At 62.3% G+C, this 21,498-nt stretch carries 25 protein-coding genes; 4 read left to right on the top strand and 21 right to left on the bottom strand.

From position 1 onward, the window contains the following. The first annotated feature begins 15 nt into the window (after nt 1-15). Nucleotides 16-1,014, top strand: coding sequence for a sulfate ABC transporter substrate-binding protein (locus K3819_RS08185; RefSeq protein WP_221398990.1), 999 nt, complete (start codon nt 16-18; stop codon nt 1,012-1,014). A gap of 54 nt (nt 1,015-1,068) precedes the next feature. On the opposite strand, the gene K3819_RS08180 is transcribed toward K3819_RS08185, so the two are convergent. Beyond that, nucleotides 1,069-1,689, bottom strand: coding sequence for a DUF5666 domain-containing protein (locus K3819_RS08180; protein ID WP_221398989.1), 621 nt, complete (start codon nt 1,687-1,689; stop codon nt 1,069-1,071). 241 nt (nt 1,690-1,930) lie between these two features. Between K3819_RS08180 and K3819_RS08175 the strand changes: the two genes are divergently transcribed. Further along, a complete protein-coding gene (locus K3819_RS08175) occupies nt 1,931-3,118 on the top strand; it encodes an MFS transporter (RefSeq protein WP_085611510.1) in 1,188 nt (395 codons plus the stop codon). Nucleotides 3,119-3,164: 46 nt separating this feature from the next. On the opposite strand, the gene K3819_RS08170 is transcribed toward K3819_RS08175, so the two are convergent. From K3819_RS08170 to ccmA, 12 genes are all read right to left on the bottom strand, one after another. Continuing rightward, nucleotides 3,165-3,569 (bottom strand): type II toxin-antitoxin system HicB family antitoxin, encoded by a 405-nt coding sequence (locus tag K3819_RS08170; protein ID WP_221398988.1) that lies wholly within the window; start codon nt 3,567-3,569, stop codon nt 3,165-3,167. Then, nucleotides 3,569-3,781, bottom strand: coding sequence for a type II toxin-antitoxin system HicA family toxin (locus K3819_RS08165; protein ID WP_085611511.1), 213 nt, complete (start codon nt 3,779-3,781; stop codon nt 3,569-3,571). The genes K3819_RS08170 and K3819_RS08165 overlap by 1 nt, the downstream gene beginning before the upstream one ends. Nucleotides 3,782-4,017: 236 nt before the next feature. After that, on the bottom strand, nt 4,018-4,425 hold the full coding sequence (locus K3819_RS08160; protein WP_085611512.1) for a hypothetical protein: 408 nt from the start codon (nt 4,423-4,425) through the stop codon (nt 4,018-4,020). Between the two features lie 25 nt (nt 4,426-4,450). Beyond that, on the bottom strand, nt 4,451-5,653 hold the full coding sequence (gene ccmI / locus K3819_RS08155) for a c-type cytochrome biogenesis protein CcmI (RefSeq protein ID WP_221398987.1): 1,203 nt from the start codon (nt 5,651-5,653) through the stop codon (nt 4,451-4,453). Next, nucleotides 5,650-6,120 (bottom strand): cytochrome c-type biogenesis protein, encoded by a 471-nt coding sequence (locus K3819_RS08150; RefSeq protein WP_064378637.1) that lies wholly within the window; start codon nt 6,118-6,120, stop codon nt 5,650-5,652. Before K3819_RS08150 ends, ccmI begins: the two co-directional genes overlap by 4 nt. Continuing rightward, on the bottom strand, nt 6,117-6,653 hold the full coding sequence (locus tag K3819_RS08145; protein ID WP_085611514.1) for a DsbE family thiol:disulfide interchange protein: 537 nt from the start codon (nt 6,651-6,653) through the stop codon (nt 6,117-6,119). Before K3819_RS08145 ends, K3819_RS08150 begins: the two co-directional genes overlap by 4 nt. After that, complete coding sequence (locus K3819_RS08140; protein ID WP_221398986.1) at nt 6,650-8,638, bottom strand: heme lyase CcmF/NrfE family subunit; 1,989 nt, start codon at nt 8,636-8,638, stop codon at nt 6,650-6,652. Before K3819_RS08140 ends, K3819_RS08145 begins: the two co-directional genes overlap by 4 nt. 3 nt (nt 8,639-8,641) lie before the next feature. Then, nucleotides 8,642-9,097: a cytochrome c maturation protein CcmE gene (gene ccmE / locus K3819_RS08135; RefSeq protein WP_011333086.1), complete on the bottom strand. Its 456-nt coding sequence runs from the start codon at nt 9,095-9,097 to the stop codon at nt 8,642-8,644. Continuing rightward, nucleotides 9,094-9,270, bottom strand: coding sequence for a heme exporter protein CcmD (ccmD, locus tag K3819_RS08130; RefSeq protein ID WP_011333085.1), 177 nt, complete (start codon nt 9,268-9,270; stop codon nt 9,094-9,096). Before ccmD ends, ccmE begins: the two co-directional genes overlap by 4 nt. Continuing rightward, nucleotides 9,267-10,022 (bottom strand): heme ABC transporter permease, encoded by a 756-nt coding sequence (gene ccmC / locus K3819_RS08125; RefSeq protein ID WP_039769743.1) that lies wholly within the window; start codon nt 10,020-10,022, stop codon nt 9,267-9,269. Before ccmC ends, ccmD begins: the two co-directional genes overlap by 4 nt. Nucleotides 10,023-10,100: 78 nt before the next feature. Continuing rightward, nucleotides 10,101-10,769 (bottom strand): heme exporter protein CcmB, encoded by a 669-nt coding sequence (gene ccmB, locus K3819_RS08120; RefSeq protein ID WP_011333083.1) that lies wholly within the window; start codon nt 10,767-10,769, stop codon nt 10,101-10,103. Further along, nucleotides 10,766-11,401, bottom strand: a complete 636-nt coding sequence (gene ccmA, locus K3819_RS08115; RefSeq protein WP_007959232.1) for a cytochrome c biogenesis heme-transporting ATPase CcmA — start codon at nt 11,399-11,401, stop codon at nt 10,766-10,768. Before ccmA ends, ccmB begins: the two co-directional genes overlap by 4 nt. Nucleotides 11,402-11,598: 197 nt before the next feature. On the opposite strand from ccmA, the gene K3819_RS08110 reads away from it, so the two are divergent. Both K3819_RS08110 and K3819_RS08105 read left to right on the top strand, forming a co-directional pair. After that, nucleotides 11,599-13,173 carry a flagellar hook-length control protein FliK gene (locus K3819_RS08110; protein ID WP_221398985.1) on the top strand — a complete coding sequence of 525 codons (1,575 nt, stop codon included), beginning with the start codon at nt 11,599-11,601 and terminating at the stop codon, nt 13,171-13,173. Beyond that, nucleotides 13,170-13,499 carry an EscU/YscU/HrcU family type III secretion system export apparatus switch protein gene (locus tag K3819_RS08105; RefSeq protein WP_221398984.1) on the top strand — a complete coding sequence of 110 codons (330 nt, stop codon included), beginning with the start codon at nt 13,170-13,172 and terminating at the stop codon, nt 13,497-13,499. Before K3819_RS08110 ends, K3819_RS08105 begins: the two co-directional genes overlap by 4 nt. 123 nt (nt 13,500-13,622) lie before the next feature. On the opposite strand, the gene K3819_RS08100 is transcribed toward K3819_RS08105, so the two are convergent. The 8 genes from K3819_RS08100 to K3819_RS08065 form a co-directional block, all read right to left on the bottom strand. After that, nucleotides 13,623-14,015, bottom strand: a complete 393-nt coding sequence (locus K3819_RS08100) for a DUF2802 domain-containing protein (protein ID WP_085611518.1) — start codon at nt 14,013-14,015, stop codon at nt 13,623-13,625. Continuing rightward, on the bottom strand, nt 14,016-14,501 hold the full coding sequence (locus tag K3819_RS08095; protein WP_007959223.1) for a chemotaxis protein CheW: 486 nt from the start codon (nt 14,499-14,501) through the stop codon (nt 14,016-14,018). An 86-nt stretch (nt 14,502-14,587) separates the two neighbouring features. Next, entirely contained in the window at nt 14,588-15,541 is a 954-nt protein-coding gene (locus K3819_RS08090) for a CheW domain-containing protein (RefSeq protein WP_221398983.1), read from the bottom strand. Nucleotides 15,542-15,543: 2 nt separating this feature from the next. Then, nucleotides 15,544-16,332 (bottom strand): ParA family protein, encoded by a 789-nt coding sequence (locus tag K3819_RS08085; RefSeq protein WP_011333076.1) that lies wholly within the window; start codon nt 16,330-16,332, stop codon nt 15,544-15,546. A gap of 43 nt (nt 16,333-16,375) precedes the next feature. Then, on the bottom strand, nt 16,376-17,266 hold the full coding sequence (motD, locus tag K3819_RS08080; protein ID WP_011333075.1) for a flagellar motor protein MotD: 891 nt from the start codon (nt 17,264-17,266) through the stop codon (nt 16,376-16,378). A 12-nt stretch (nt 17,267-17,278) separates the two neighbouring features. Beyond that, nucleotides 17,279-18,019, bottom strand: a complete 741-nt coding sequence (locus tag K3819_RS08075) for a flagellar motor protein (protein WP_011333074.1) — start codon at nt 18,017-18,019, stop codon at nt 17,279-17,281. After that, the gene (locus K3819_RS08070) at nt 18,019-19,155 is read right to left on the bottom strand and encodes a chemotaxis response regulator protein-glutamate methylesterase (protein ID WP_221398982.1); all 1,137 of its coding nucleotides are present in this window, start codon (nt 19,153-19,155) and stop codon (nt 18,019-18,021) included. The genes K3819_RS08075 and K3819_RS08070 overlap by 1 nt, the downstream gene beginning before the upstream one ends. A 49-nt stretch (nt 19,156-19,204) precedes the next feature. Further along, nucleotides 19,205-21,475, bottom strand: a complete 2,271-nt coding sequence (locus tag K3819_RS08065; RefSeq protein WP_085611521.1) for a chemotaxis protein CheA — start codon at nt 21,473-21,475, stop codon at nt 19,205-19,207. Between the last annotated feature and the right edge of the window lie 23 nt (nt 21,476-21,498).

Genomic DNA, 21,498 nt, shown 5'->3' with positions numbered 1-21,498 from the left:
AACAAGGAATGCGCAGTGAAAAAACTCTTTGGCGCCTCACTTCTCGCCGCAGGTCTTGCCTTCGGCAGCGTGGCTCAGGCCGCACCGACCCTGCTCAACGTGTCCTACGACGTGATGCGCGATTTCTACAAGGACTACAACACTGCGTTCCAGAAACACTGGCAGGCCGAACACAACGAAAACATCACGGTGCAGATGTCTTTCGGCGGTTCGAGCAAGCAAGCCCGTTCGGTGATCGACGGTCTGCCGGCTGACGTCATTACCATGAACATGGCCACCGACATCAACGCCCTGGCCGACAACGGCCAACTGGTGCCGAAGGACTGGGTCACCCGTCTGCCGAACAACAGCGCGCCGTTCACCTCGGCCACGGTGTTTATCGTGCGCAAGGGCAACCCGAAAGCCCTGAAAGACTGGCCGGACCTGCTCAAGGACGGCGTGCAAGTGATCGTGCCGAACCCGAAAACCTCGGGTAACGGCCGCTACACCTACCTGTCGGCCTGGGGCTACGTGCTGAAAAACGGCGGTGACGAGAACAAGGCCAAAGACTTCGTCGGCAAGCTGTTCAAACAGGCGCCGGTGCTGGATACCGGTGGCCGCGCCGCGACCACCACGTTCATGACCAACCAGATCGGCGACGTGCTGGTGACCTTCGAAAACGAAGCCGAAATGATCGCCCGCGAGTTCGGCCGCGACCAGTTCGAAGTCATCTACCCAAGCGTCTCCGCCGAAGCCGAGCCGCCGGTGTCGGTGGTCGACAAAGTGGTCGAGAAGAAAGGCTCCCGCGCCGCTGCCGAGGAATACCTGAAATTCCTGTGGTCGCCGCAAGGTCAGGAAATCGCGGCCGCCAACTACCTGCGTCCACGTGACCCAGCGGTACTGGCCAAGTACACCGATCGCTTCCCGAAAGTCGACTTCCTGTCGGTCGAGAGGACCTTCGGCGACTGGCGCACCGTGCAGAAGACCCACTTCAACGATGGCGGAGTCTTCGACCAGATCTACAACGGCCAGTAAGGCGTGAGCTGACATGAAAAGGCGACCTGCAGAGGTCGCCTTTTTTGTGAGCGTTTACATCGGCGGCTTGACGCCATCCTTGCCCGCCGAGATCGATTGCGCGGTCAGCGTGCCGTCCGCGCTCTGGGTCACGAAGGTGACGATCTTCACCCCGACCTTGAGCAGGCTGCGATCGCCCGGCGTCAGGTTGACGATCGGCACGTCCTCCGGCACCAGGATCTTCTGCTGGCCGCCCTTGTAGTTGACGGTCAGCACCCGGCCGTTGCTCACCACCAGATCGCCGACGCTGCCATTGGTCATGCTGCTGCCCTTGGCCAGGTCGAACGGCCGATGACCATCGCCGCTGCCGGCCAGCTCCGGCGGGAACACGTGAACCTCCAGCGCCTTGAGCGTGCCATCCTCCTGGGGAATGGCGGCCGAGCCGATGTAGCTGCCGGGCTTGATGTCTTCGATATTGGCCAGGGTGACCGCGCGGACCTTGGTGTCCGGGGTCAACTGGACCACCACGTTTTCACCCGTGTTGACGTGGACCTTGAGCGAGTCGGCACTGACCCCGGTGATCTCGCCGCGCACGCCCATGCGCATGCCGGGCGCTTCGGCGGCCTGTGCGGCAGTGGCGCCGAGCAAACTGATCAGGGCAATCGTTGTGGTGTGGCGAAGCAACTGACGAAACATCGCAATCCTCCGTTGATGAATGCTGAAACCCGGTCACAACATAAGCACGCTATCGAACAAGATGTAAGTGAATGTATCATCGACGCTCAACGGTCGGACGCAAGGTTCGCCGATGAACAATGGATTGTTCGGCGCCACCTGTTCCGCAACGGAATAACTGATATCGATCAGAAGCCTCTACTGCCGGCTCGGCCCGTCCCTTAGCCTCACCGCATTCCTTTTCGCTGGATCGAGAAACCCTATGACCGCCACAACTCACGCAATGACCCGAGGCATGGTGCTGCTGTTCGCTTTCTGCTGCGGCGCCATCGTTGCCAACATCTACTACGCCCAGCCGATCATCGGCCTGATCGCGCCGGACATCGGCCTGAGCGACACCATGGCCAGTTTCATCGTGTCGCTGACCCAGATCGGCTATGCGCTGGGCCTGTTCTTCCTGGTGCCACTGGCGGATCTGCTGGAAAACCGCCGGTTGATGATCATCACCACCGTAGTGGCGATCGCCAGCCTGCTCGGCGCGGCGTTTACCGATCAGCCGAATGTATTCCTGCTGATTTCGTTGCTGGTGGGTTTCAGTTCGGTGTCGGTGCAGGTGCTGATTCCATTGGCGGCGCACCTGGCGCCCGAGGAATCCCGGGGCCGGGTGGTCGGCGGGATCATGGGCGGTTTGCTGCTGGGAATTCTGCTGGCGCGTCCGGTGTCGAGCGTGGTCGCCGACCACCTCGGCTGGCGGGCGATGTTCATGATCGCCGCAGCCTTGATGGCGGCGATCAGCGTGGTGCTGGCGCTGACCGTGCCCAAGCGCCAACCGGATCACAGCGCGTCCTACGGCCAGTTGCTGGGTTCGTTGTGGACGCTGCTGCGCAAACAACCGGTGCTGCGTCAGCGGGCGTTTTACCAGGCCTGCATGTTCGCCACGTTCAGCCTGTTCTGGACCGCCGTGCCGCTGGAACTGGCGCGCAACCATGGCCTGTCCCAGAGTGAAATCGCGATCTTCGCCCTGGTCGGTGCCATCGGTGCCATCGCCGCGCCGATCAGCGGACGCCTGGCCGATGCCGGCCACACCCGCATCGCCTCGCTGCTGGCCATGCTGTTCGCCAGCCTGAGCTTCCTGCCGGCCTTCATCCACCCGGCCTACAGCGTGATCGGCCTGGCCGTGACCGGTGTGGTGCTCGACTTCTGCGTACAGATGAACATGGTGCTGGGCCAGCGCGCGGTCTACTCCCTCGACGCCAAAAGCCGCGGCCGCCTCAACGCGCTGTACATGACCAGCATCTTCGTCGGCGGCGCCTTCGGCTCGTCGGTGGCGAGTGCGGTGTACGAGCATGGCGGCTGGTTGTGGATCGTGATCGTTGGCAGCGCGTTCCCGCTGCTGGCGCTGGTGCGGTTCTTGAGTGCTTCGCAAAAGCCTGTTCTGGCAACGGCCTAGCATCTGAAAAGCCCTGTCGGATCGCTGATCCGACAGGGCTCGAGGTTCAATGCCGGACCAGTTTTTCCATGGCGGCATCCGCCAGAAAAGAGGAGCGGCTTTTGACATTGTGTTCACGCACATAGCGGTCAATGCGCTGGATGACATAGCCCGGCAACGTCACGTTGACCTTTTCGGTCTTGCCCATGTACGGCGAGATGTCCAGCTCGAGCATGCCCCAGCCCATGTCGGCAAACTCCGGGTTGTTGCGATGGGTGGCCGCCGAAGTCGGCATCGGAATCAAATCACCATCCGCCGCGATCTCCTGCAGCATGATGTGGGCAATCTCGACGGCCGCGTTGTAGGCATCCTCAAACGTATCCCCGGCCGTTACTGCGCCGGGAATGTCGGGGATCTGAATCCCGATGGCGGTGTTCTCGTCACCCCACTCGATGCAGATTGGGTATTGCATTACGGATCTCCTCTGTAACTGGCTGGCGGGTTGTACAACCCGGCACGCCTCCTGATGCTCTTGACCGTCCCGACCGGCAAATCCTTTTTCGGATGCGGGACGGGGATCGTGTATGGGTTGTAACGGTGCGTGAAGATGTGGTGGCTGCCGGTTATCCGGTCCAGCGTCCAGCCTGCCTCCTCCAGCTCCTTGATCAATAACCTGCTCTGCACCAACCGCCTCCTTGCTTCGGCTTAACAAAAGTAACCCTAGAGTTATCTTTACTCAAGCACAGAAATTAGCAGGACGACGTTCGGTTGTTTTGCAGCATGTGATTGATGCACTGCCCCAGCGAGCTGGCATTGGCGCTTCTCGCAAAGCAAACTCAGGCGTTGATGACAGGATACGAGTGAGGCATTGCTCATCACCCCAGACAGCAAAACGGCGATCCAGAGATCGCCGTTTTTCATTACTCCCCGAACTGCTTGCCCAGTCCCGCCGGTACGCCATGGATGTTGGTTTCTTCCCACGGGCCGTTGGGGCTGATCGAGCGGCTCCAGCCGTTGTTCCAGCGGTAGTAGGTGCGCTGACGGTAGAAGGTGTTGGTCTGGTCGTCGAGCACGTAAACGCCCAGTTTCTGGTCCCAGTGGCTGTTGCCGCCCGGTGGCGGGGCGAAGCTGGCGGAGGTGCGCGGGACAGGTTTGGCGGGTTTGGCCGGGATGCCCGGTTTGCTCGGCGTCGGGCTGGTCGACGGGGTCGGGCTGGGTTGTGACGGCGGGATCGGCGGCAGCCTGGTGGTCGGCTCCGGTCGTTGCACCGCACATGCGCTCAAGCCCAGGGCCAGTGTGAGGACTGTGATTCGGGCGATGGCGTTCATGGCGGTGCTTTCCTGTTGGTTCCGGCTATTTGTCCGGGCTGTCGATGGTCAGTGTCTGCGGCGTGGTGGTGCTGCTGGCCAGAGGCCCGCTGCGACCGACCCACTCCCCGGCGGTCGGCTGACCGGCACGGGAGACGCGCGCAACCAGTTGGACTTCGGGGAAGTTCGACAGTTTCAATTGCGGCATCATCGCGTCGGCATCGCCCAGTTCGACGGTGACCGGCAGATCGGCGACGGTCAGGCGCTTGGCTGCCAGCGGCGCTGGAGGGCCGGAAACCGCACGGGCAAAAATGAACACGCTGTCGCCCGGTTGCACCTTGGCTTTGAGCTCGCTGGCCAGATCCACACGCACTTTCAACAGCGCCGCCGCTTTTGCCGCCGGTGCCTGGGCGACCTTGCCGCCGCTGGCCTGCAGTTTTTCGGTAGCGCGGGTGATGCCGCCTTGCAGGGCCTCGCGGGATTTGTCCTGTGGCGGCAGTTGCGCCAGCAGACGGTTCCAGTAGTCGATGGCCTCCTGATAACGCTCGCCTTCGAACGCGGCGATACCCAACAGGCCAAGACTGGTGACTTCTTTCGGATCGGCTTTCAGCGCTTCATCGGTCAGGGCCTGTACCTTGTCCGACCATTTCTTGTTGTCGGCGAAATATTGGGCCTGCGCCCACTGGCCGAGCAGTTCCGGCTGACGACCGGCAAGATTGACCGCGCGCTCGAACATCTTCGCCGCGTCCGCCGGACGATCCTGGGCCATATAGGTGCGACCGAGGAAATACACGCCTTCAGCCGAATCCGGCTGCGCAGCGACTGCGCGCTCCAGACGCTGAGTCATCTCTTCCATCGACTGCGGCGCCTGGGCGAATTCCCGGGTCAGTTCGACCTTGTCGCTCGCCCCAAAGTGCAGGTACAGACCGAGGCCCAACACCGGTACCAGCACCGCTGCCAGCAATGGAAGTGGTTTACCCAAACGCGAAACCCGCGCCGGCGCCACACCTTCGGTGTCCGCCAGCAGTTCCCGGGCCGCTTCGGTACGGCCGCTGTCCATTTGCGCGGCGTCGAGCACGCCTTCGGCCTGCTGCGATTGCAACTCGGCGACGCGTTCCTGATAAAGCGCGACGTTGAGAGCGGTTCGATCCTCTTCACGCTGGGCGCGACGTTCGCGCAGGACGGGGATCAGCAGAAAACTCAGGGCGACCAGAAGCAACAGCCCTGCGGCAAGCCAGAAATCAATCATTCTTGGTTTTTATCCAACAGTTGGTCGAGGCGCTGACGCTCTTCAGGGGACAGCGATTGCGGCGTCTCGGCGCGTTGCCCGCGACGGCGGCGGACGATCACGGCAATCACCACGAACCCACCCAGCAACAGGCCGGCCGGGCCGAACCAGAGCAAAGCGGTCTTGGCATTGAGCGCCGGTTTGTAGCGGACGAAATCACCGTAGCGGTCGACCATGAAGTCGATGATCTGCTGATTGTCCTTGCCTTCGCCGAGCATGCGGAAAATCTCTTTGCGCAGGTCAGCGGCAATCGGCGCGTTGGAGTCGGCGATGTCCTGGTTCTGGCACTTGGGGCAGCGCAGTTCCTTGGTCAGTTCGCGAAAACGCTCGCGGTCGCCTTCTTTGGCAAACTCGTAGGTGTCGATGGCGGCGTGGGCCACGCCGGCCAGGCTCAAGCCCAGCACCACGGCAGCTAAAAAGCGCTTCATGGTTTGGCCTCGTCAACCAGCGCCTGATACTTGGCTGCCAGTTTTTCCCGCCAGACCTGCTCGTCGATCACCCCGACGTACTTGTCGCGGATGATGCCCTTGGCGTCGATGAAGAAGGTTTCCGGCGCGCCATAGACACCCAGGTTCAGGCCCAGGGAGCCTTCGTCGTCACGGATGTCCAGTTGATACGGATTGTGGAACTCGGCCAGCCACTTCAACGCATCGGCGTTGGTGTCCTTGTAGTTGATGCCGTAGATCACCACACCGCGCTCAGCGAGCTTATTCAGCACCGGGTGCTCGACCCGGCAGGAAATGCACCAGGTGCCCCAGACGTTGACCAGTGCCGGTTTGCCGAGAATGTCGGCGCGGGTCAAGGTCTTGTCGCCCTGCACCGCCGGCAGGGAAAACTCCGGGAACGGCTTGTTGATCATCGCCGACGGCAACTCCGCCGGATCCAGGTACAGACCGCGATAAAGGAATACGGCCACCAGCAGGAAAATCGCCAATGGCACCAGCATCAACCAACGTCTCATGCAGCGGCTCCTTCCATGCCCAGCGCTTCACGCACGCGGGCTTTGACCTTGACCCGGTAACGCCGATCCAGCGCCGCCAGCAGACCACCGAAACCGGTCAGCAGACCGCCGAACCAGATCCAGCGCACGAACGGCTTCACATGCACCCGCACCGCCCAGGCGCCGTCACCCAGCGGTTCACCCAGTGCGACGTAGAGGTCGCGGGTGAAACCGGCGTCGATCCCGGCCTCGGTCATCACCGAATTCTGCACGGTGTACAGGCGTTTTTCCGGGTGCAGCACGCTGACTTCCTGACCGTTGCGGATCACCCGGACGGTGCCCTTGTCGGAGGTGAAGTTCGGGCCTTCGAAATGTTTGGCGCCTTCGAACACGAACTGATAACCGGCCAGGTCCATCGACTCGCCCGGCGCCAGGCGCAGGTCGCGCTCGGCACTGTTCTGGCTCGACAACACCACACCCAGCGCGCAGACGGCGATGCCCAGATGCGCGATCTGCATGCCCCAGTAGCTGCGGGTCAGGGTCGGCAGGCCTTTGATCAGGCCTTTGTGACGAGTCTTGTCGAAGATATCGCGCACACCGGCCAGCAACACCCAGGCCGCGAGCAGGAACGTCGCGATGACGGCCCAGTTGAAATCGCCGTAGGCGACACCGGCCACCACCGCCAGCGCAACACTGCCCAGCAGCACCGGCGTCAGCATGCTGACCAGCCATTTCACCGGGGTGTCTTTCCAGCGCACGATCACTCCGGCCGCCATCACCAGCATCAACAGCGCCATCAACGGAATGAACAATGCGTTGAAGTACGGCGGGCCGACCGACAGTTTGGCGCCGCTGATCGCATCGAGGATCAGCGGATACAGCGTGCCGAGCAGGATCATCGACGCTGCTACCACCAGCACCAGGTTATTGCCCAGCAGCAGGGTTTCCCGCGACCACAGATTGAAACCGACCTGGCTCTTGACCACCGGCGCACGCAAGGCAAACAGCGTCAGCGAACCACCGACCACGAACAGCAGGAAAATCAGGATGAACACGCCACGCTCAGGATCGGAGGCGAACGCGTGCACCGAGGTCAGCACGCCGGAACGCACAAGGAACGTGCCGAGCAGGCTCAGGGAGAATGCGGCAATTGCCAGCAACACCGTCCAGCTCTTGAACACGCCACGTTTCTCGGTGACCGCCAGCGAGTGAATCAGCGCCGTGCCCACCAGCCATGGCATGAACGAGGCGTTTTCCACCGGGTCCCAGAACCACCAGCCGCCCCAGCCGAGTTCGTAATAGGCCCACCACGAACCGAGGGTGATGCCGATGCCGAGGAAGGCCCACGCGACGATGGTCCACGGACGCGACCAGCGTGCCCAGGCAGCATCGAGACGACCGCCGAGCAATGCGGCGATGGCGAAAGCAAACGCAACCGAGAAACCGACGTAACCCATGTAGAGCATCGGCGGATGCACGATCAAACCGATGTCCTGCAGCAATGGATTGAGGTCACGACCATCGGCCGGGATCTGCGGCAGGATCCGCGAAAACGGGTTCGAGGTGAGGATCAGGAACAGCAGAAAACCGGTGCTGATCATGCCCATCACCGCCAGCACACGAGCGAGCATGACTTGCGGCAGTTGCCGGGAGAACACCGACACCGCGAAGGTCCAACCGCCGAGGATCAACGCCCACAGCAGCAGCGACCCTTCGTGGGCGCCCCACACCGCGCTGAACTTGTAGTACCACGGCAGCGCGCTGTTGGAGTTCATCGCGACGTAGGCCACGGAGAAGTCGTCGGTCATGAACGCATAGGTCAGGCAACCGAAGGCGAACAGCAAAAACGCGAACTGCCCCCACGCCGCTGGCTGCGCCAGGCCCATCCACAGACGGTCGCCGCGCCAGGCACCGAGCAACGGCACCACCGCCTGCACCAGCGCGAAACACAGCGCCAGGATCATGGCCAGATGGCCGAGTTCGGGAATGAAAATGCTGGATGTCATCGATCAACCCTCCTTCGCAGGGGTTGGCGCGGATTGACCGCTGTCCTTCAGGGCTTTGGTCACTTCCGGCGGCATGTATTTCTCGTCGTGCTTGGCCAGCACTTCATCGGCAACCACCACGCCGTCGGCGTTGAGCTTGCCCAGCGCGACGATGCCCTGCCCTTCGCGGAACAGGTCCGGCAGGATCCCGCGATAGGTGATGGTCACGGACTTGTTGAAGTCGGTGACCACGAATTTGACGTCCAGCGAATCCGTGGAGCGTTGCAGCGAGCCCTTCTCGACCATGCCGCCGGCGCGGATGCGGGTGTCCTGCGGCGCTTCGCCGTTGGCGATCTGGGTCGGCGTGTAAAACAGGTTGATGTTCTGCTGCAGGGCGCTCAGGGCCAGGCCGACGGCAGCGCCGACCCCGACCAGAATTGCCAGGATGATGATCAGACGCTTTTTACGCAGCGGATTCACTTGCCGTTCTCCCGGCGCAGACGACGCGCCTCTTGTTGCAGATAACGCTTGCGGGCCGCAATCGGCGCCGCTACGTTGAGGATCAGTACCGCCAGACAGATGCCGTAGGCCGACCAGACATACAGGCCGTGATGGCCCATGGCGAGGAAGTCGCCAAATGACGCGAAACTCATCGAGCGGCCTCCAGGCTGTTCTGCACTTCTTCTTTCACCCAACTGGCGCGGGCTTCGCGCTTGAGCACTTCAAGGCGCATGCGCAACAACAGCACCGCGCCGAAGAAACAGTAGAAACCCAGCACCGTCAGCAGCAGCGGCAGCCACATCTCGACGGGCATCGCCGGTTTTTCGGTGAGGGTGAAGGTCGCGCCCTGGTGCAGGGTGTTCCACCACTCCACCGAGTATTTGATGATCGGAATGTTGATCACGCCGACGATGGCCAGCACCGCGCAGGCCTTGGCGGCGCTGTCGCGATTGCTGATGGCGTTGCCCAGGGCGATCACGCCGAAGTACAGGAACAGCAGAATCAACATCGAGGTCAGGCGCGCGTCCCAGACCCACCACGAACCCCACGTCGGCTTGCCCCAGATCGCCCCGGTGACCAGCGCCACGGCGGTCATCCAGGCACCGATCGGCGCGGCGCATTGCAGGGCGACGTCGGCCAGTTTCATCTTCCACACCAGCCCGACCACGCCGCACACCGCCAGCATCACGTAGATCGACTGGGCGAGCATCGCGGCGGGAACGTGGATATAGATGATGCGAAAGCTGTTGCCTTGCTGATAGTCCGGCGGCGCGAAGGCCAGGCCCCAGATGACGCCAACGCAGATCAGCAACAACGCGGCGAGGCTCAACCACGGCAAAAACTTGCTGCTGATGCCGTAGAACCACTTGGGCGAGCCGAGCTTGTGAAACCAGGTCCAGTTCATACTGTTTCCATCACGGGTGCCGCTCATCGGTGTGAGCAGTCTCAGGGTCTTTGCTGGTTAAATTTTAACCAGACCTCATTATTCGCCGACGCTGATCTTCAGGCCAGCCGCTATTGCAAAAGGTGTCAGGGTTATCGCCAGGGCGGTCAGGCTGCCAAGCCACAACAGATAACCAAGCGCCGGCATGCCCTGCAACGCCGCCTGCAAGGCGCCACTGCCGAGGATCAACACCGGGATGTACAACGGCAGAATCAGCAGCGCCAGCAACAGGCCTCCGCGTTTCAGACCGACCGTCAGCGCCGCGCCCACCGCGCCGAGCAAGCTCAGCACCGGTGTTCCCAGCAGCAACGAAAGCAGCAATACCGGCAGACACGCAGCCGGCAACCCGAGCATCAACGCCAGTAACGGCGAGAGCAAAACCAGTGCCAGCCCGGAAAAAAGCCAGTGTGCCAGCACCTTGGCCAATACCAGAAGTGGCAGGGGGTGCGGCGAAAGGACCCACTGTTCAAGGGAGCCATCTTCGAAATCACTGCGGAACAGCCCGTCCAGCGAGAGCAGAACCGACAAAAGTGCCGCCACCCAGACTAACCCCGGGGACAAGTTTTGCAATACTTGAGTTTCCGGGCCGACGGCCAGCGGGAACAGCGCGATGACGATGGCAAAGAAAATCAGCGGATTGGCCAGCTCCGCCGGGCGGCGGAACAGCAGTCGGGATTCACGGGCAACCAGCAGGCCGAACACACTCATACCGCCCAATTCCCCAGATCAATGTCGCGATAACCGGCTGGCATCCGGCTCAGCGTGTGGTGCGTGGTGAGCACCACCAGGCCGCCCCGTTCGCAGTGCCCGGCCAGGTGTTCTTCAAGCTGCGCCACGCCCTGCTTGTCGAGGGCGGTGAACGGTTCGTCGAGAATCCACAACGGCGGGCTGTCCAGATACAACCGCGCCAACGCCACGCGGCGCTGCTGGCCGGCGGACAGACTGTGGCACGGAACATCCTCGAAACCGCGCAATCCAACCGCCGCCAGGGCCTGCCAGATCGCGTCGCGTTCGGCGGGTTGATGCAGGGCGCAGAGCCAGGCGAGGTTTTCTTCCGGCGTGAGCAGATCCTTGATCCCGGCGGCATGGCCGATCCACAACAGGTTGCGCGCCAGCTCGCTGCGTTGCTCGCCCAGCGGCTTGCCGTTGAGCAGCACCTGACCGTCGGTCGGCTGCATCAGACCGGCCAGCAAACGCAGCAGGCTGGTCTTGCCGCTGCCGTTGGGGCCGCTGATCTGCACCATATCGCCACTGGCCAGTCTCAATTCGAGATTGTCGAAGAGCAGTCTGAGATCACGTTCACACGCGAGGGCAACGGTTTGCAGGACAGGACTGGTCAAGGGTTCACGGGCCTTATACGGTTCAAGTCGGCTCTGGCGCGGCCGTTAAAGAGTTGCAGCATAAATGCAATGACGGCTCAATCCAGAGAGCTGCGTCAAACAATTGCTATGTTTTTTGAACGAATGGAAGGACGGGCGGCATTATACATGGCGTCCCCCGCTCTCCCGAGTGCATTTTCCTCAGGTTGTGTCCGCGTATGACAGGCGAAATGAACATCCTCCCGCTCCCGCCCACCACCCCGGCGACCGTTCGCCCGCAGGTGGGTGAGCTGCTGAAGTTGCTGACGCCGGTCGACGGGCTGATTGCCGCCGGCCAGAGCGCCAAAGCCGAGGTGTTGTCGCTCAAGCAGGCGGATCAGACCTTTCAGTTGCTGCTCAAGGTGACACTGGACAGCGGCCGTCAGACCACCGTGCAGGCGACCAGCAATCTGCCGCTGCCCCAGGGCACCAGTCTGGCGATCACCCAGCCGTCGGCGGGCAATCTGGCGATCACCGTGCAACAGGCCATCGCCAGCAGCGTCGCCACCCTCACCCGCATCGACACCGCGCAATTGCCGGTTGGCACGCTGCTGCAAGGCAAGGTGCTGACGGCTCAGGCCTTGCCGCAGGTGCCGGGGCAGCCGACGGTGTACCGCTCGATGGTCAGCCTGCTCAACACGGCGTTGAGCGGCAGCACACTGAGCATCGACAGCCCGCAACCGCTGCGCATCGGCACCCTGCTGTCGGCGCTGGTGCAGGACTCGCAGACCCTGAAGTTCCTGCCGCTGAGCAATCGCCAGGAACAACTGGCGGTCAGCCAGCAGCTGGTCAGCCAGCAAAGCCGTCAGGGCTCCCTCGACGGCTTGCTGAAAATGCTCCAGAGCCTGCCCCCCGCCACCGATCAGACGTCCCGGGATTTGCGTGCGGCCGTGGACAAACTACTCGCCAATCTGCCGGACGTGCAGCAACTGAGCACGCCGAAAGGTCTGGCCCAGGCGCTGGCCAACAGCGGTGTGTTCCTCGAAACCAAACTGCTGACCGGGCAAAACCCGACGCTGGCTCCGGACATGAAAGCCGATCTGCTCAAGCTGATCGCCCAGCTCACCCCCGGCCTGCCCGGCAACACCAATCTGAACGCGATCATCGCCGCCAATACTCTGGCTCAGGCATTGCCGAGCTTCGTGCGCAACGCCCTCGGCATGCTCGGTCAGGTCAGCGCGAAACCGGTGCCGAGCAGTTTCCCCCTGCCCGACCGGTTGCTGCAAAGTCTGGAGGGCGAAGGCGATCTGGAACATTTGCTGCGCCTCGCCGCAGCCGCCGTGTCGCGCCTGCAAAGTCATCAGCTGTCGAGCCTGGAGCAGACCGGCGTCACCGACGACGGTCGCCTGCTCAGCACCTGGCAACTGGAAATCCCGATGCGCAACCTGCAGGACATCGTGCCATTGCAGGTCAAGTTCCAGCGCGAGGAAGCGCCGGAGAAACAGCAAGCGAACGAGCAGCGCCGCGATGAGCGCGAGCCGAAACAACAACTGTGGCGCGTCGATCTGGCGTTCGACATGGAACCGCTGGGGCCGATGCAGATTCAGGCGCAATTGATCAGCGGCAGCCTGTCCAGCCAGTTGTGGGCCGAGCGGCCTTACACCGCGAGCCTGATCGAAAGCAACCTGACCGCACTGCGCCAGCGCCTGCTGGATTCCGGGCTGAACGTCGGCGACCTCGACTGCCACCTCGGCACCCCGCCGCAAGGCATCCAAACCCGCCTCGAACACCGCTGGGTCGACGAAACCGCATGAATGACACCACCGCTCCACGCCAGGCCATCGCCCTCAAATACGACGGCAGCCACGCCCCGACTCTTACCGCCAAGGGCGACGAAGAACTGGCCGAAGAAATCCTGCGGATCGCCCGCGACTGTGAAGTGCCGATCTACGAAAACGCCGAACTGGTGAAGTTGCTGGCGCGGATGGAACTGGGCGACAGCATTCCCGAGGAGCTGTATCGCACGATTGCCGAGATCATCGCGTTCGCCTGGAACCTCAAGGGCAAGTTCCCGGCCGGACACGACCCGGATGCACCAATGGTCGAGAAAGACATCACCGAGCGCGGCGACGATTACTGAGGTTTTAAAGACCCCTTCGCGAGCAAGCCCGCTCCCACATTTGTCCTCGATCCTATTGAAGGAATCCAGCCAAATGTGGGAGCGGGCTTGCTCGCGAATAGGCCATCAGCCTCAACGCAAAAATCAGTTCTTGTGCAGCTTGCGCATCAACTCCGCCTCAGCCTGGGTCAACCCGCAGGACTGGGTCAGCTCATCGACACTCGCGCCCATCCCCACCAGTTTCGCCGCCTGGGCAAATGACAGGCTGGAAGGATCGCGCTGTTCGAGCTGGGAGAGCTTGTCCGGGATCGGACCGACCACCGCGCGCAGTTCGTGCAGGGCTTCGCCCATGCGCACGTTGCCATTCTGGTAATCGTCGACACGCTTGGCCAAGTCCCTGATGCGCTGATCACGCAGCGCATCACCCTGGGCCTGTTGCGCAGCGATTACGCGCTGCGCCTTGATGTACGCCAGAAACATCGCCAGCGTGCCTGCCCAGAACAGGAACAGGACAATGACCGCTACCTCGAGAATCAATCAGATGTTCTCCAGTTCCGACCACTCTTCTTCGCTCATCATCTTGTCCAGCTCGACCAGGATCAGCAACTCGTTGTTCTTGTTGCACACGCCCTGGATGAACTTGGCCGACTCTTCGTTACCGACGTTCGGTGCGGTCTCGATTTCCGACTGACGCAGGTAAACCACTTCAGCCACGCTGTCGACCATGATGCCGACCACTTGTTTGTCGGCTTCGATGATGACGATACGGGTGTTGTCGCTGATCTCACCGCTCATCAGGCCGAAGCGCTGACGGGTATCGATCACGGTCACCACGTTGCCGCGCAGGTTGATGATGCCCAGCACGTAGCTTGGCGCACCCGGCACCGGAGCGATCTCGGTGTAGCGCAGGACTTCCTGAACGCGCATCACGTTGATGCCGTAGGTTTCGTTGTCCAGCTTGAAGGTCACCCATTGCAGGATCGGATCTTCGGAACCCTTTGCCGCCGTAGCCTTGTCGTTCATACCCTAGCCCCTCGAAAAACCGCGCCTGGCGGTGTGTGTTTCGTTCGCCGGCATTTGAATACCGGTACATGTCTGTTATGTAAGTGTTATGTCGGTTTGTGGTTCGGCTTACTGCCGGACATGTGCCTTGCCCCACCGCTGGCGATCAACTCGGCCAGTGCGGAAACATCGAGCAAGGCGCACATGTGTTCAATCACCGTGCCGGCGAGCCATGGCCGCTGACCTCGGTGACTTCTCCATTTGATTTCATTCGGGTCCAGACGCAACGAGCGACTGACCTGATGCACCGCCAGGCCCCACTCGTAACCCTGCACCGAAATCACGTATTGCAGGCCCTGACGGAAATCGTCGCGATAGCGATCCGGCATGACCCAGCGTGCGGTGTCCAGCACTTTCAGGTTGCCGGCCTGGCTCGGCAGGATCCCGAGGAACCATTCCGGCTGACCGAACAGCGGCGTCAGCTCATGGCCGGCCAGCGAATAGATCGAGCCCAGACACACCAGCGGCACCGCCAGCGTCAGCCCGGCGACGTCGAACAGCAGGCATTCGAACGCTTCCGAAGCCCAGGCCGGACGGCCGTCGGTTTCCACCGGTGGCGGCGTGTTGCTGGGTGGCAGATGCACTTCCACCAGCGGCGCAACCAGGGTCGGTTCGACCGGGGCTGGCGCAGGCGCTACAGGCTCGGGCTCTGGCGCCGCCGGAGCCGGTGGCGTTTGCAGAAGTTGGGTTTGCAGCAGCGGTGCCAGGGTCGATACCACGCGCACCGGCTCAGGCTCTTTGATCAACGTCGCAGTTGCCTTCGCTACTACAGCGGCAGGCGCTGCAACCGGGGCCACCGGCCGGGCGGCTTTTTGCGCATCCCGGGCCTGCTCTTCGAGCACGGCAGCCTGGAATTCATCGAGCGCCGCAGCGGTCTCGACCACCTCGACCGGCGCTGCGATTTCCTGCTCGACCTCGTCCGTCACTTCCTGCAGCAAGCCGTCCAGATAGGACTGCAGCGCCAGTTGCGGCTTGGACGTCAGCTTGATCGGCCGATTCATGCTCAAGCCACCTGCGGAACGAGTTGCTGCGCCAGCAGATGCTTGAGCAGCGCGCGGTAGGCCAGCACGCCACGGCTCTTGCCGTCGAACTGCGAAGGGGTGACACCGGCACGACTGGCGTCACGCAGACGGGTATCGACCGGGATGTAACCCTGCCAGATCTCGTCGGGGAATTTGTCGCGCAGCACGCGCAAGGTGCCCATCGACGCCTGGGTGCGGCGGTCGAACAGGGTCGGCACGATGCTGAACGGCAGCGCCTGTTTGCGTGAGCGGTTGATCATCGCCAGGGTGTTGACCATGCGCTCCAGGCCTTTGACGGCCAGGTGCTCGGTCTGCACCGGGATCACCAGTTGCTGACTGGCGGCCAGCGCGTTGACCATCAGCACGCCGAGCAATGGCGGGCTGTCGATGATCGCGTAATCGAAGTCCTGCCACAGCTGCGCCAGACTCTTGGCGATCACCAGACCCAGGCCACTCTGCCCTGGCGACTGGCGCTCGAGGGTGGCCAGCGCGGTGCTCGACGGCAACAGGGAAATGCGTTCATCGCTGGTCGACAACAGCAGCTGGCCCGGCAGGCCTTGCGGCACGCCGCCCTTGTGCAGAAACAGGTCGTAGTTGCTGTGTTCCAGGCTGTCGGGGTCGTAACCGAAATAGCTGGTCATCGAGCCGTGCGGGTCGAGATCAACCACGACCACGCGCTTGCCCGCCTCTGCCAGCAAACCGGCTAAAGCGATGGAAGAAGTGGTTTTACCAACACCACCCTTTTGATTGGCGACTGCCCAGACTCTCATTCGGATCGTTCCTCCCGGCCGGGATACTCGGCCGAGACATGGTTCAGCGTATTAATGCGGGCGACGGAGAATTGACGGCACTCTCGCGTCCCGGCGTCTTGACCGGGGTCGGTGCAGTTTGTGTGCCAGCACGCTTCAACGCGGCATCCGGTTGCGCATGAGCGGTTCCGGTGCCGGTGAGGCTGCGGCGCACATCGAGATTGCGCGACACCACCAGCACCACACGACGGTTTTTCGCCCGGCCTTCAGCGGTGGCGTTGTTGGCCACCGGCTGGAATTCGCCGTAGCCCACCGAAGCCAAGCGGCCAGGATTCACACCCTGCATCGCCAGCATGCGCACGATGCTCGCCGAACGCGCCGAGGACAGCTCCCAGTTGGTCGGGTACTGCGCGGTGCGGATCGGTTGATCGTCGGTGAAGCCTTCGACGTGAATCGGGTTGTCGAACGGTTTGAGGATCGCCGCGACCTTGTCGATGATGTTGAACGCGATGTCGCTCGGCATCGCATCACCACTGCCGAACAACAGGCTGGAGTTGAGTTCGATCTCGACCCACAGCTCGTTGCCGCGCACGGTCATCTGGTTCGAGGAGATCAGGTCGCCGAACGCAGCGCTGATGTCATCGGCGATGCTTTTCAGCGGATCGCTGGCTCCGGCGATACCGGCATCGACCTGTTCGGCGTCCTTGACCAGCGGCTTGGCCGGGGTCACGGTCTTCGGTCGTTCTTCACCGATCGGAATCGGCTTGAGCGCGCGGTCGGAGTCGGTGAAGACCCCGATCAGCGCTTCGGAGATGATCTTGTATTTGCCTTCGTTGATCGACGAGATGGAGTACATCACCACGAAAAAGGCAAAGAGCAAGGTGATGAAGTCGGCGTAGGAAACCAGCCAGCGTTCATGGTTTACGTGCTCTTCATGCTGGCGACGACGTGCCATGAGGTCAGTCCCTTAATCCATGAAGCCCTGAAGCTTCAACTCGATGGAGCGTGGGTTTTCACCTTCAGCGATCGACAAAATACCTTCCAACAACATTTCGCGATAACGCGACTGTCGCAACGCGATTGACTTGAGCTTGGCGGCAACGGGCAACAGGATCAGGTTGGCACTGGCCACACCGTAGATGGTGGCGACGAACGCCACCGCAATCCCGTTACCCAGTTGCGACGGATCGGCCAGATTGCCCATCACGTGGATCAGGCCCATTACCGCACCGATGATGCCGATGGTCGGCGCGTAGCCGCCCATGCTTTCAAACACTTTGGCCGCTTCGACATCGCGGGCTTCCTGAGTGTAGAAATCCACTTCGAGGATGCTGCGGATCGCTTCCGGCTCGGCGCCGTCGACCAGCAGTTGCAGGCCCTTGCGCGAGTAGGCGTCAGGCTCGGCATCCGCCACGCCTTCCAGACCCAGCAGGCCTTCCTTGCGGGCGGTGAGGCTCCAGTTGACCACGCGGTCGATGCCGCCGGCCAGGTCCACACGCGGCGGGAAAAAGATCCAGGCCAGAATCTGCATGGCGCGCTTGAACGCGCTCATCGGCGATTGCAGCAGCGCGGCACCGATGGTGCCACCAAGCACGATCAGCGCCGCCGGGCCGTTGGCCAGCGCGCCGAGGTGACCGCCTTCAAGGTAGTTACCGCCGATGATGGCGACGAACGCCATGATGATCCCGATAAGGCTTAGAACATCCATCAGACGCATGCCTCGACGATGTGCTTGCCGATATCGTCCAGGCTGTACACCGCATCGGCGAGGTCAGCTTTGACGATGGCCATCGGCATGCCGTAGATCACGCAACTGGCTTCGTCCTGGGCCCAGACCGTGCTGCCGCCCTGCTTGAGCAGGCGTGCACCTTCACGGCCGTCGGCGCCCATGCCGGTCAGTACCACCGCCAGAACTTTGTCGCTGTAGGATTTGGCTGCAGAACCGAAGGTGATGTCCACGCACGGCTTGTAGTTCAGACGTTCGTCGCCCGGCAGGATTTTCACCGCGCCACGGCCGTCGATCATCATCTGCTTGCCACCCGGTGCCAGCAGCGCCAGGCCCGGACGCAGGATGTCGCCATCCTCGGCTTCCTTGACGCTGATGCGGCACAGCTTGTCCAGGCGTTCGGCGAAGGCCTTGGTGAAGGCCGCCGGCATGTGCTGGATCAGCACGATCGGCGCCGGGAAGCTGGCCGGCAACTGGGTCAGGACCCGTTGCAGCGCGACCGGGCCGCCAGTCGATGTACCGATGGCGACGAGTTTGTAGTTCTTGCGTTTCGGCGCCGGCGACGAAGCGCTGGCCGCTGGCGCGCGAGTCGGTGCCGGCGCAGGTGCCGGACGGGCCGGAGCGCTGCTGTGACTGCTGAAGCTCGACGGTGCAGGAGCAGCCGGCGCAGGCGTCGGTGCAGCGGCAGGCGCCGGCGCACTGTAGGCACTGAAACGACGGTTGCTGCGCGAGATGCTGTGAACCTTCTCGCACAGCAGTTGCTTGACCTTCTCCGGGTTGCGGGAGATGTCTTCGAAATTCTTCGGCAGGAAATCCACCGCGCCGGCATCCAGCGCATCCAGGGTCACCCGGGCGCCTTCGTGCGTCAGCGAGGAGAACATCAACACCGGCGTCGGGCAGCGCTGCATGATGTGCCGCACGGCCGTGATGCCATCCATCATCGGCATCTCGTAGTCCATGGTGATCACGTCCGGCTTGAGGGCCAGGGCCTGATCGATCGCCTCTTTACCGTTGGTTGCCGTGCCGACAACCTGGATGCTCGGATCCGCTGAAAGAATTTCCGAGACGCGGCGGCGGAAAAAACCCGAATCGTCCACCACCAGGACTTTGACTGCCATAAACACTCCATTAGGTGCGGCGGGACGTTGTCGCCCCGCCACCCCGGATTCAAATACGCCGTGCGGCGTAACGCTTGAGCATGCTCGGAACATCGAGAATCAGTGCAATGCGGCCGTCACCGGTGATGGTGGCGCCGGACATGCCCGGAGTTCCCTGGAGCATCTTGCCCAATGGCTTGATGACCACTTCTTCCTGGCCGACCAGTTGATCGACGACGAAGCCGATCCGCTGGGTGCCCACCGAAAGGATCACCACATGGCCTTCGCGCTGCTCTTCGTGAGCGGCGGAGCTGACCAGCCAGCGCTTGAGGTAGAACAATGGCAGCGCCTTGTCCCGCACGATCACCACTTCCTGACCATCCACCACGTTGGTGGTCGACAGGTCGAGGTGGAAGATTTCGTTGACGTTCACCAGCGGGAACGCGAACGCCTGATTGCCGAGCATCACCATCAGGGTCGGCATGATCGCCAGCGTCAGCGGCACCTTGATGACGATCTTCGAGCCCTGGCCCTTGGTCGAGTAGATGTTGATCGAACCGTTGAGCTGGGAAATCTTGGTCTTCACCACGTCCATGCCGACACCGCGGCCGGACACATCGGAGATCTCGGTCTTGGTCGAGAAACCCGGGGCGAAAATCAGGTTGTAGCACTCGGTGTCGCTCAGGCGATCGGCGGCATCCTTGTCCATCACACCGCGTTTCACGGCGATGGCACGCAGGACGTTCGGGTCCATGCCTTTGCCGTCGTCGGAGATCGACAGCAGGATGTGGTCGCCTTCCTGCTCGGCCGCCAGGATCACCTTGCCGCCACGGGCCTTGCCCGAGGCTTCGCGTTCTTCCGGCGACTCGATGCCGTGGTCAACCGCGTTGCGCACCAAGTGGACCAGCGGGTCGGCCAATGCCTCGACGAGGTTCTTGTCGAGGTCGGTCTCTTCGCCCACCAGTTCCAGGTTGATCTCTTTCTTGAGCTGGCGTGCCAGGTCGCGAACCAGACGCGGGAAGCGGCCGAAGACTTTCTTGATCGGCTGCATCCGGGTCTTCATGACGGCGGTCTGCAAGTCGGCAGTGACCACGTCGAGGTTCGACACAGCCTTCTGCATCGACTCGTCGCCGCTGTTCAGGCCCAGACGCACCAGACGGTTACGTACCAGCACCAGCTCGCCGACCATGTTCATGATTTCGTCGAGACGCGCGGTATCAACGCGAACGGTGGTTTCGGCTTCGCTCGCCGGTTTTTCCGGTGGAGGGCTCGCCGGAGCACGGGCCGGAGCCGGTGCAGCAGCGGCGGCTGGCTTGGCCGGTTCAGCTTTCGGCTCAGGCGCTTTCGCAGCAGGTTTTGCCGCGGCGGCCGGGGCCTTCGCAGCAGGCGTTGCAACAGCCGAAGCATTGCCAGCAGTCACGACCGCACCGGTGGCGACGTCAGTGAATTTGCCTTTGCCATGCAGATCGTCGAGCAGCGATTCGAACTCGTGGTCGCTGATCAGATCGCTACCGGCCGCAGCGGCTGCCGGAGCCGCCGGCGCAGGCACCGAAGCAATCGCCGACTCCAGCGCATCGACGGCAAAGTTGCCCTTGCCGTGCAACTGATCGAGCAAGGCTTCGAATTCGTCGTCGGTAATGTCCGAGCTGTCGCCCGCCGCCGGGGCAGCAGGTGCAGCGGCCGCCGGAGCTACGGCGTCGGCCGCGAACTGGCCTTTGCCATGCAACTGGTCGAGCAGCGACTCGAACTCGGCGTCGGTGATTTCATCGCTGGCCGCTTCGGTGGAAGCAGGCGCAGCGGCAGCCGCCGGGGCTTCGGCTTCGGCCTTGACGGCGTTCAGCGAGTCCAGCAACTGTTCAAATTCGTTATCGGTGATGTCGCCCGAATCGCCTTCGACGACCAGCTCTTCGATCATCTCGGCAACCGGCGAAGCCGGGGCTTCATCCGCCGATTGCGGTTCGGCCAGACGCGCCAGGGCAGCCAGCAGTTCCGGGGTGGCGGCGGTGATCGGGCTGCGATCGCGGACTTCGCTGAACATGCTGTTCACCGCGTCCAGCGCTTCGAGCACCACGTCCATCAGTTCTGCATCGACGCGTCGTTCACCCTTGCGCAGGATGTCGAACACGTTTTCGGCGATGTGACAGCACTCCACCAGCTCGTTGAGCTGAAGGAAGCCGGCGCCCCCTTTTACAGTGTGGAAACCGCGAAAAATTGCGTTGAGCAGATCTGCGTCATCCGGGCGGCTTTCCAGCTCGACCAGTTGTTCGGACAGTTGCTCAAGAATCTCGCCGGCCTCAACCAGGAAATCCTGAAGGATCTCTTCATCGGCGCCGAAGCTCATTAATGGGGTGCTCCTACAGGTCT

The organism is Pseudomonas sp. 3-2, assembly GCF_019710535.1.
GTDB lineage: Bacteria > Pseudomonadota > Gammaproteobacteria > Pseudomonadales > Pseudomonadaceae > Aquipseudomonas > Aquipseudomonas pharyngis.
This window is presented reverse-complemented; position numbering and strand designations above follow the sequence as displayed.

What these genes read in the sequence shown, in the direction of transcription:
- K3819_RS08180 (WP_221398989.1), bottom strand. Translation starts at nt 1,689, where the DNA reads ATGTTTCGTCAGTTGCTTCGCCACACCACAACGATTGCCCTGATCAGT.
- K3819_RS08175 (WP_085611510.1), top strand. Translation starts at nt 1,931, where the DNA reads ATGACCGCCACAACTCACGCAATGACCCGAGGCATGGTGCTGCTGTTC.
- K3819_RS08170 (WP_221398988.1), bottom strand. Translation starts at nt 3,569, where the DNA reads ATGCAATACCCAATCTGCATCGAGTGGGGTGACGAGAACACCGCCATC.
- K3819_RS08160 (WP_085611512.1), bottom strand. Translation starts at nt 4,425, where the DNA reads ATGAACGCCATCGCCCGAATCACAGTCCTCACACTGGCCCTGGGCTTG.
- ccmI (WP_221398987.1), bottom strand. Translation starts at nt 5,653, where the DNA reads ATGATTGATTTCTGGCTTGCCGCAGGGCTGTTGCTTCTGGTCGCCCTG.
- K3819_RS08150 (WP_064378637.1), bottom strand. Translation starts at nt 6,120, where the DNA reads ATGAAGCGCTTTTTAGCTGCCGTGGTGCTGGGCTTGAGCCTGGCCGGC.
- K3819_RS08145 (WP_085611514.1), bottom strand. Translation starts at nt 6,653, where the DNA reads ATGAGACGTTGGTTGATGCTGGTGCCATTGGCGATTTTCCTGCTGGTG.
- K3819_RS08140 (WP_221398986.1), bottom strand. Translation starts at nt 8,638, where the DNA reads ATGACATCCAGCATTTTCATTCCCGAACTCGGCCATCTGGCCATGATC.
- ccmD (WP_011333085.1), bottom strand. Translation starts at nt 9,270, where the DNA reads ATGAGTTTCGCGTCATTTGGCGACTTCCTCGCCATGGGCCATCACGGC.
- ccmC (WP_039769743.1), bottom strand. Translation starts at nt 10,022, where the DNA reads ATGAACTGGACCTGGTTTCACAAGCTCGGCTCGCCCAAGTGGTTCTAC.
- ccmB (WP_011333083.1), bottom strand. Translation starts at nt 10,769, where the DNA reads ATGAGTGTGTTCGGCCTGCTGGTTGCCCGTGAATCCCGACTGCTGTTC.
- K3819_RS08110 (WP_221398985.1), top strand. Translation starts at nt 11,599, where the DNA reads ATGACAGGCGAAATGAACATCCTCCCGCTCCCGCCCACCACCCCGGCG.
- K3819_RS08105 (WP_221398984.1), top strand. Translation starts at nt 13,170, where the DNA reads ATGAATGACACCACCGCTCCACGCCAGGCCATCGCCCTCAAATACGAC.
- K3819_RS08095 (WP_007959223.1), bottom strand. Translation starts at nt 14,501, where the DNA reads ATGAACGACAAGGCTACGGCGGCAAAGGGTTCCGAAGATCCGATCCTG.
- K3819_RS08090 (WP_221398983.1), bottom strand. Translation starts at nt 15,541, where the DNA reads ATGAATCGGCCGATCAAGCTGACGTCCAAGCCGCAACTGGCGCTGCAG.
- K3819_RS08085 (WP_011333076.1), bottom strand. Translation starts at nt 16,332, where the DNA reads ATGAGAGTCTGGGCAGTCGCCAATCAAAAGGGTGGTGTTGGTAAAACC.
- motD (WP_011333075.1), bottom strand. Translation starts at nt 17,266, where the DNA reads ATGGCACGTCGTCGCCAGCATGAAGAGCACGTAAACCATGAACGCTGG.
- K3819_RS08075 (WP_011333074.1), bottom strand. Translation starts at nt 18,019, where the DNA reads ATGGATGTTCTAAGCCTTATCGGGATCATCATGGCGTTCGTCGCCATC.
- K3819_RS08070 (WP_221398982.1), bottom strand. Translation starts at nt 19,155, where the DNA reads ATGGCAGTCAAAGTCCTGGTGGTGGACGATTCGGGTTTTTTCCGCCGC.
- K3819_RS08065 (WP_085611521.1), bottom strand. Translation starts at nt 21,475, where the DNA reads ATGAGCTTCGGCGCCGATGAAGAGATCCTTCAGGATTTCCTGGTTGAG.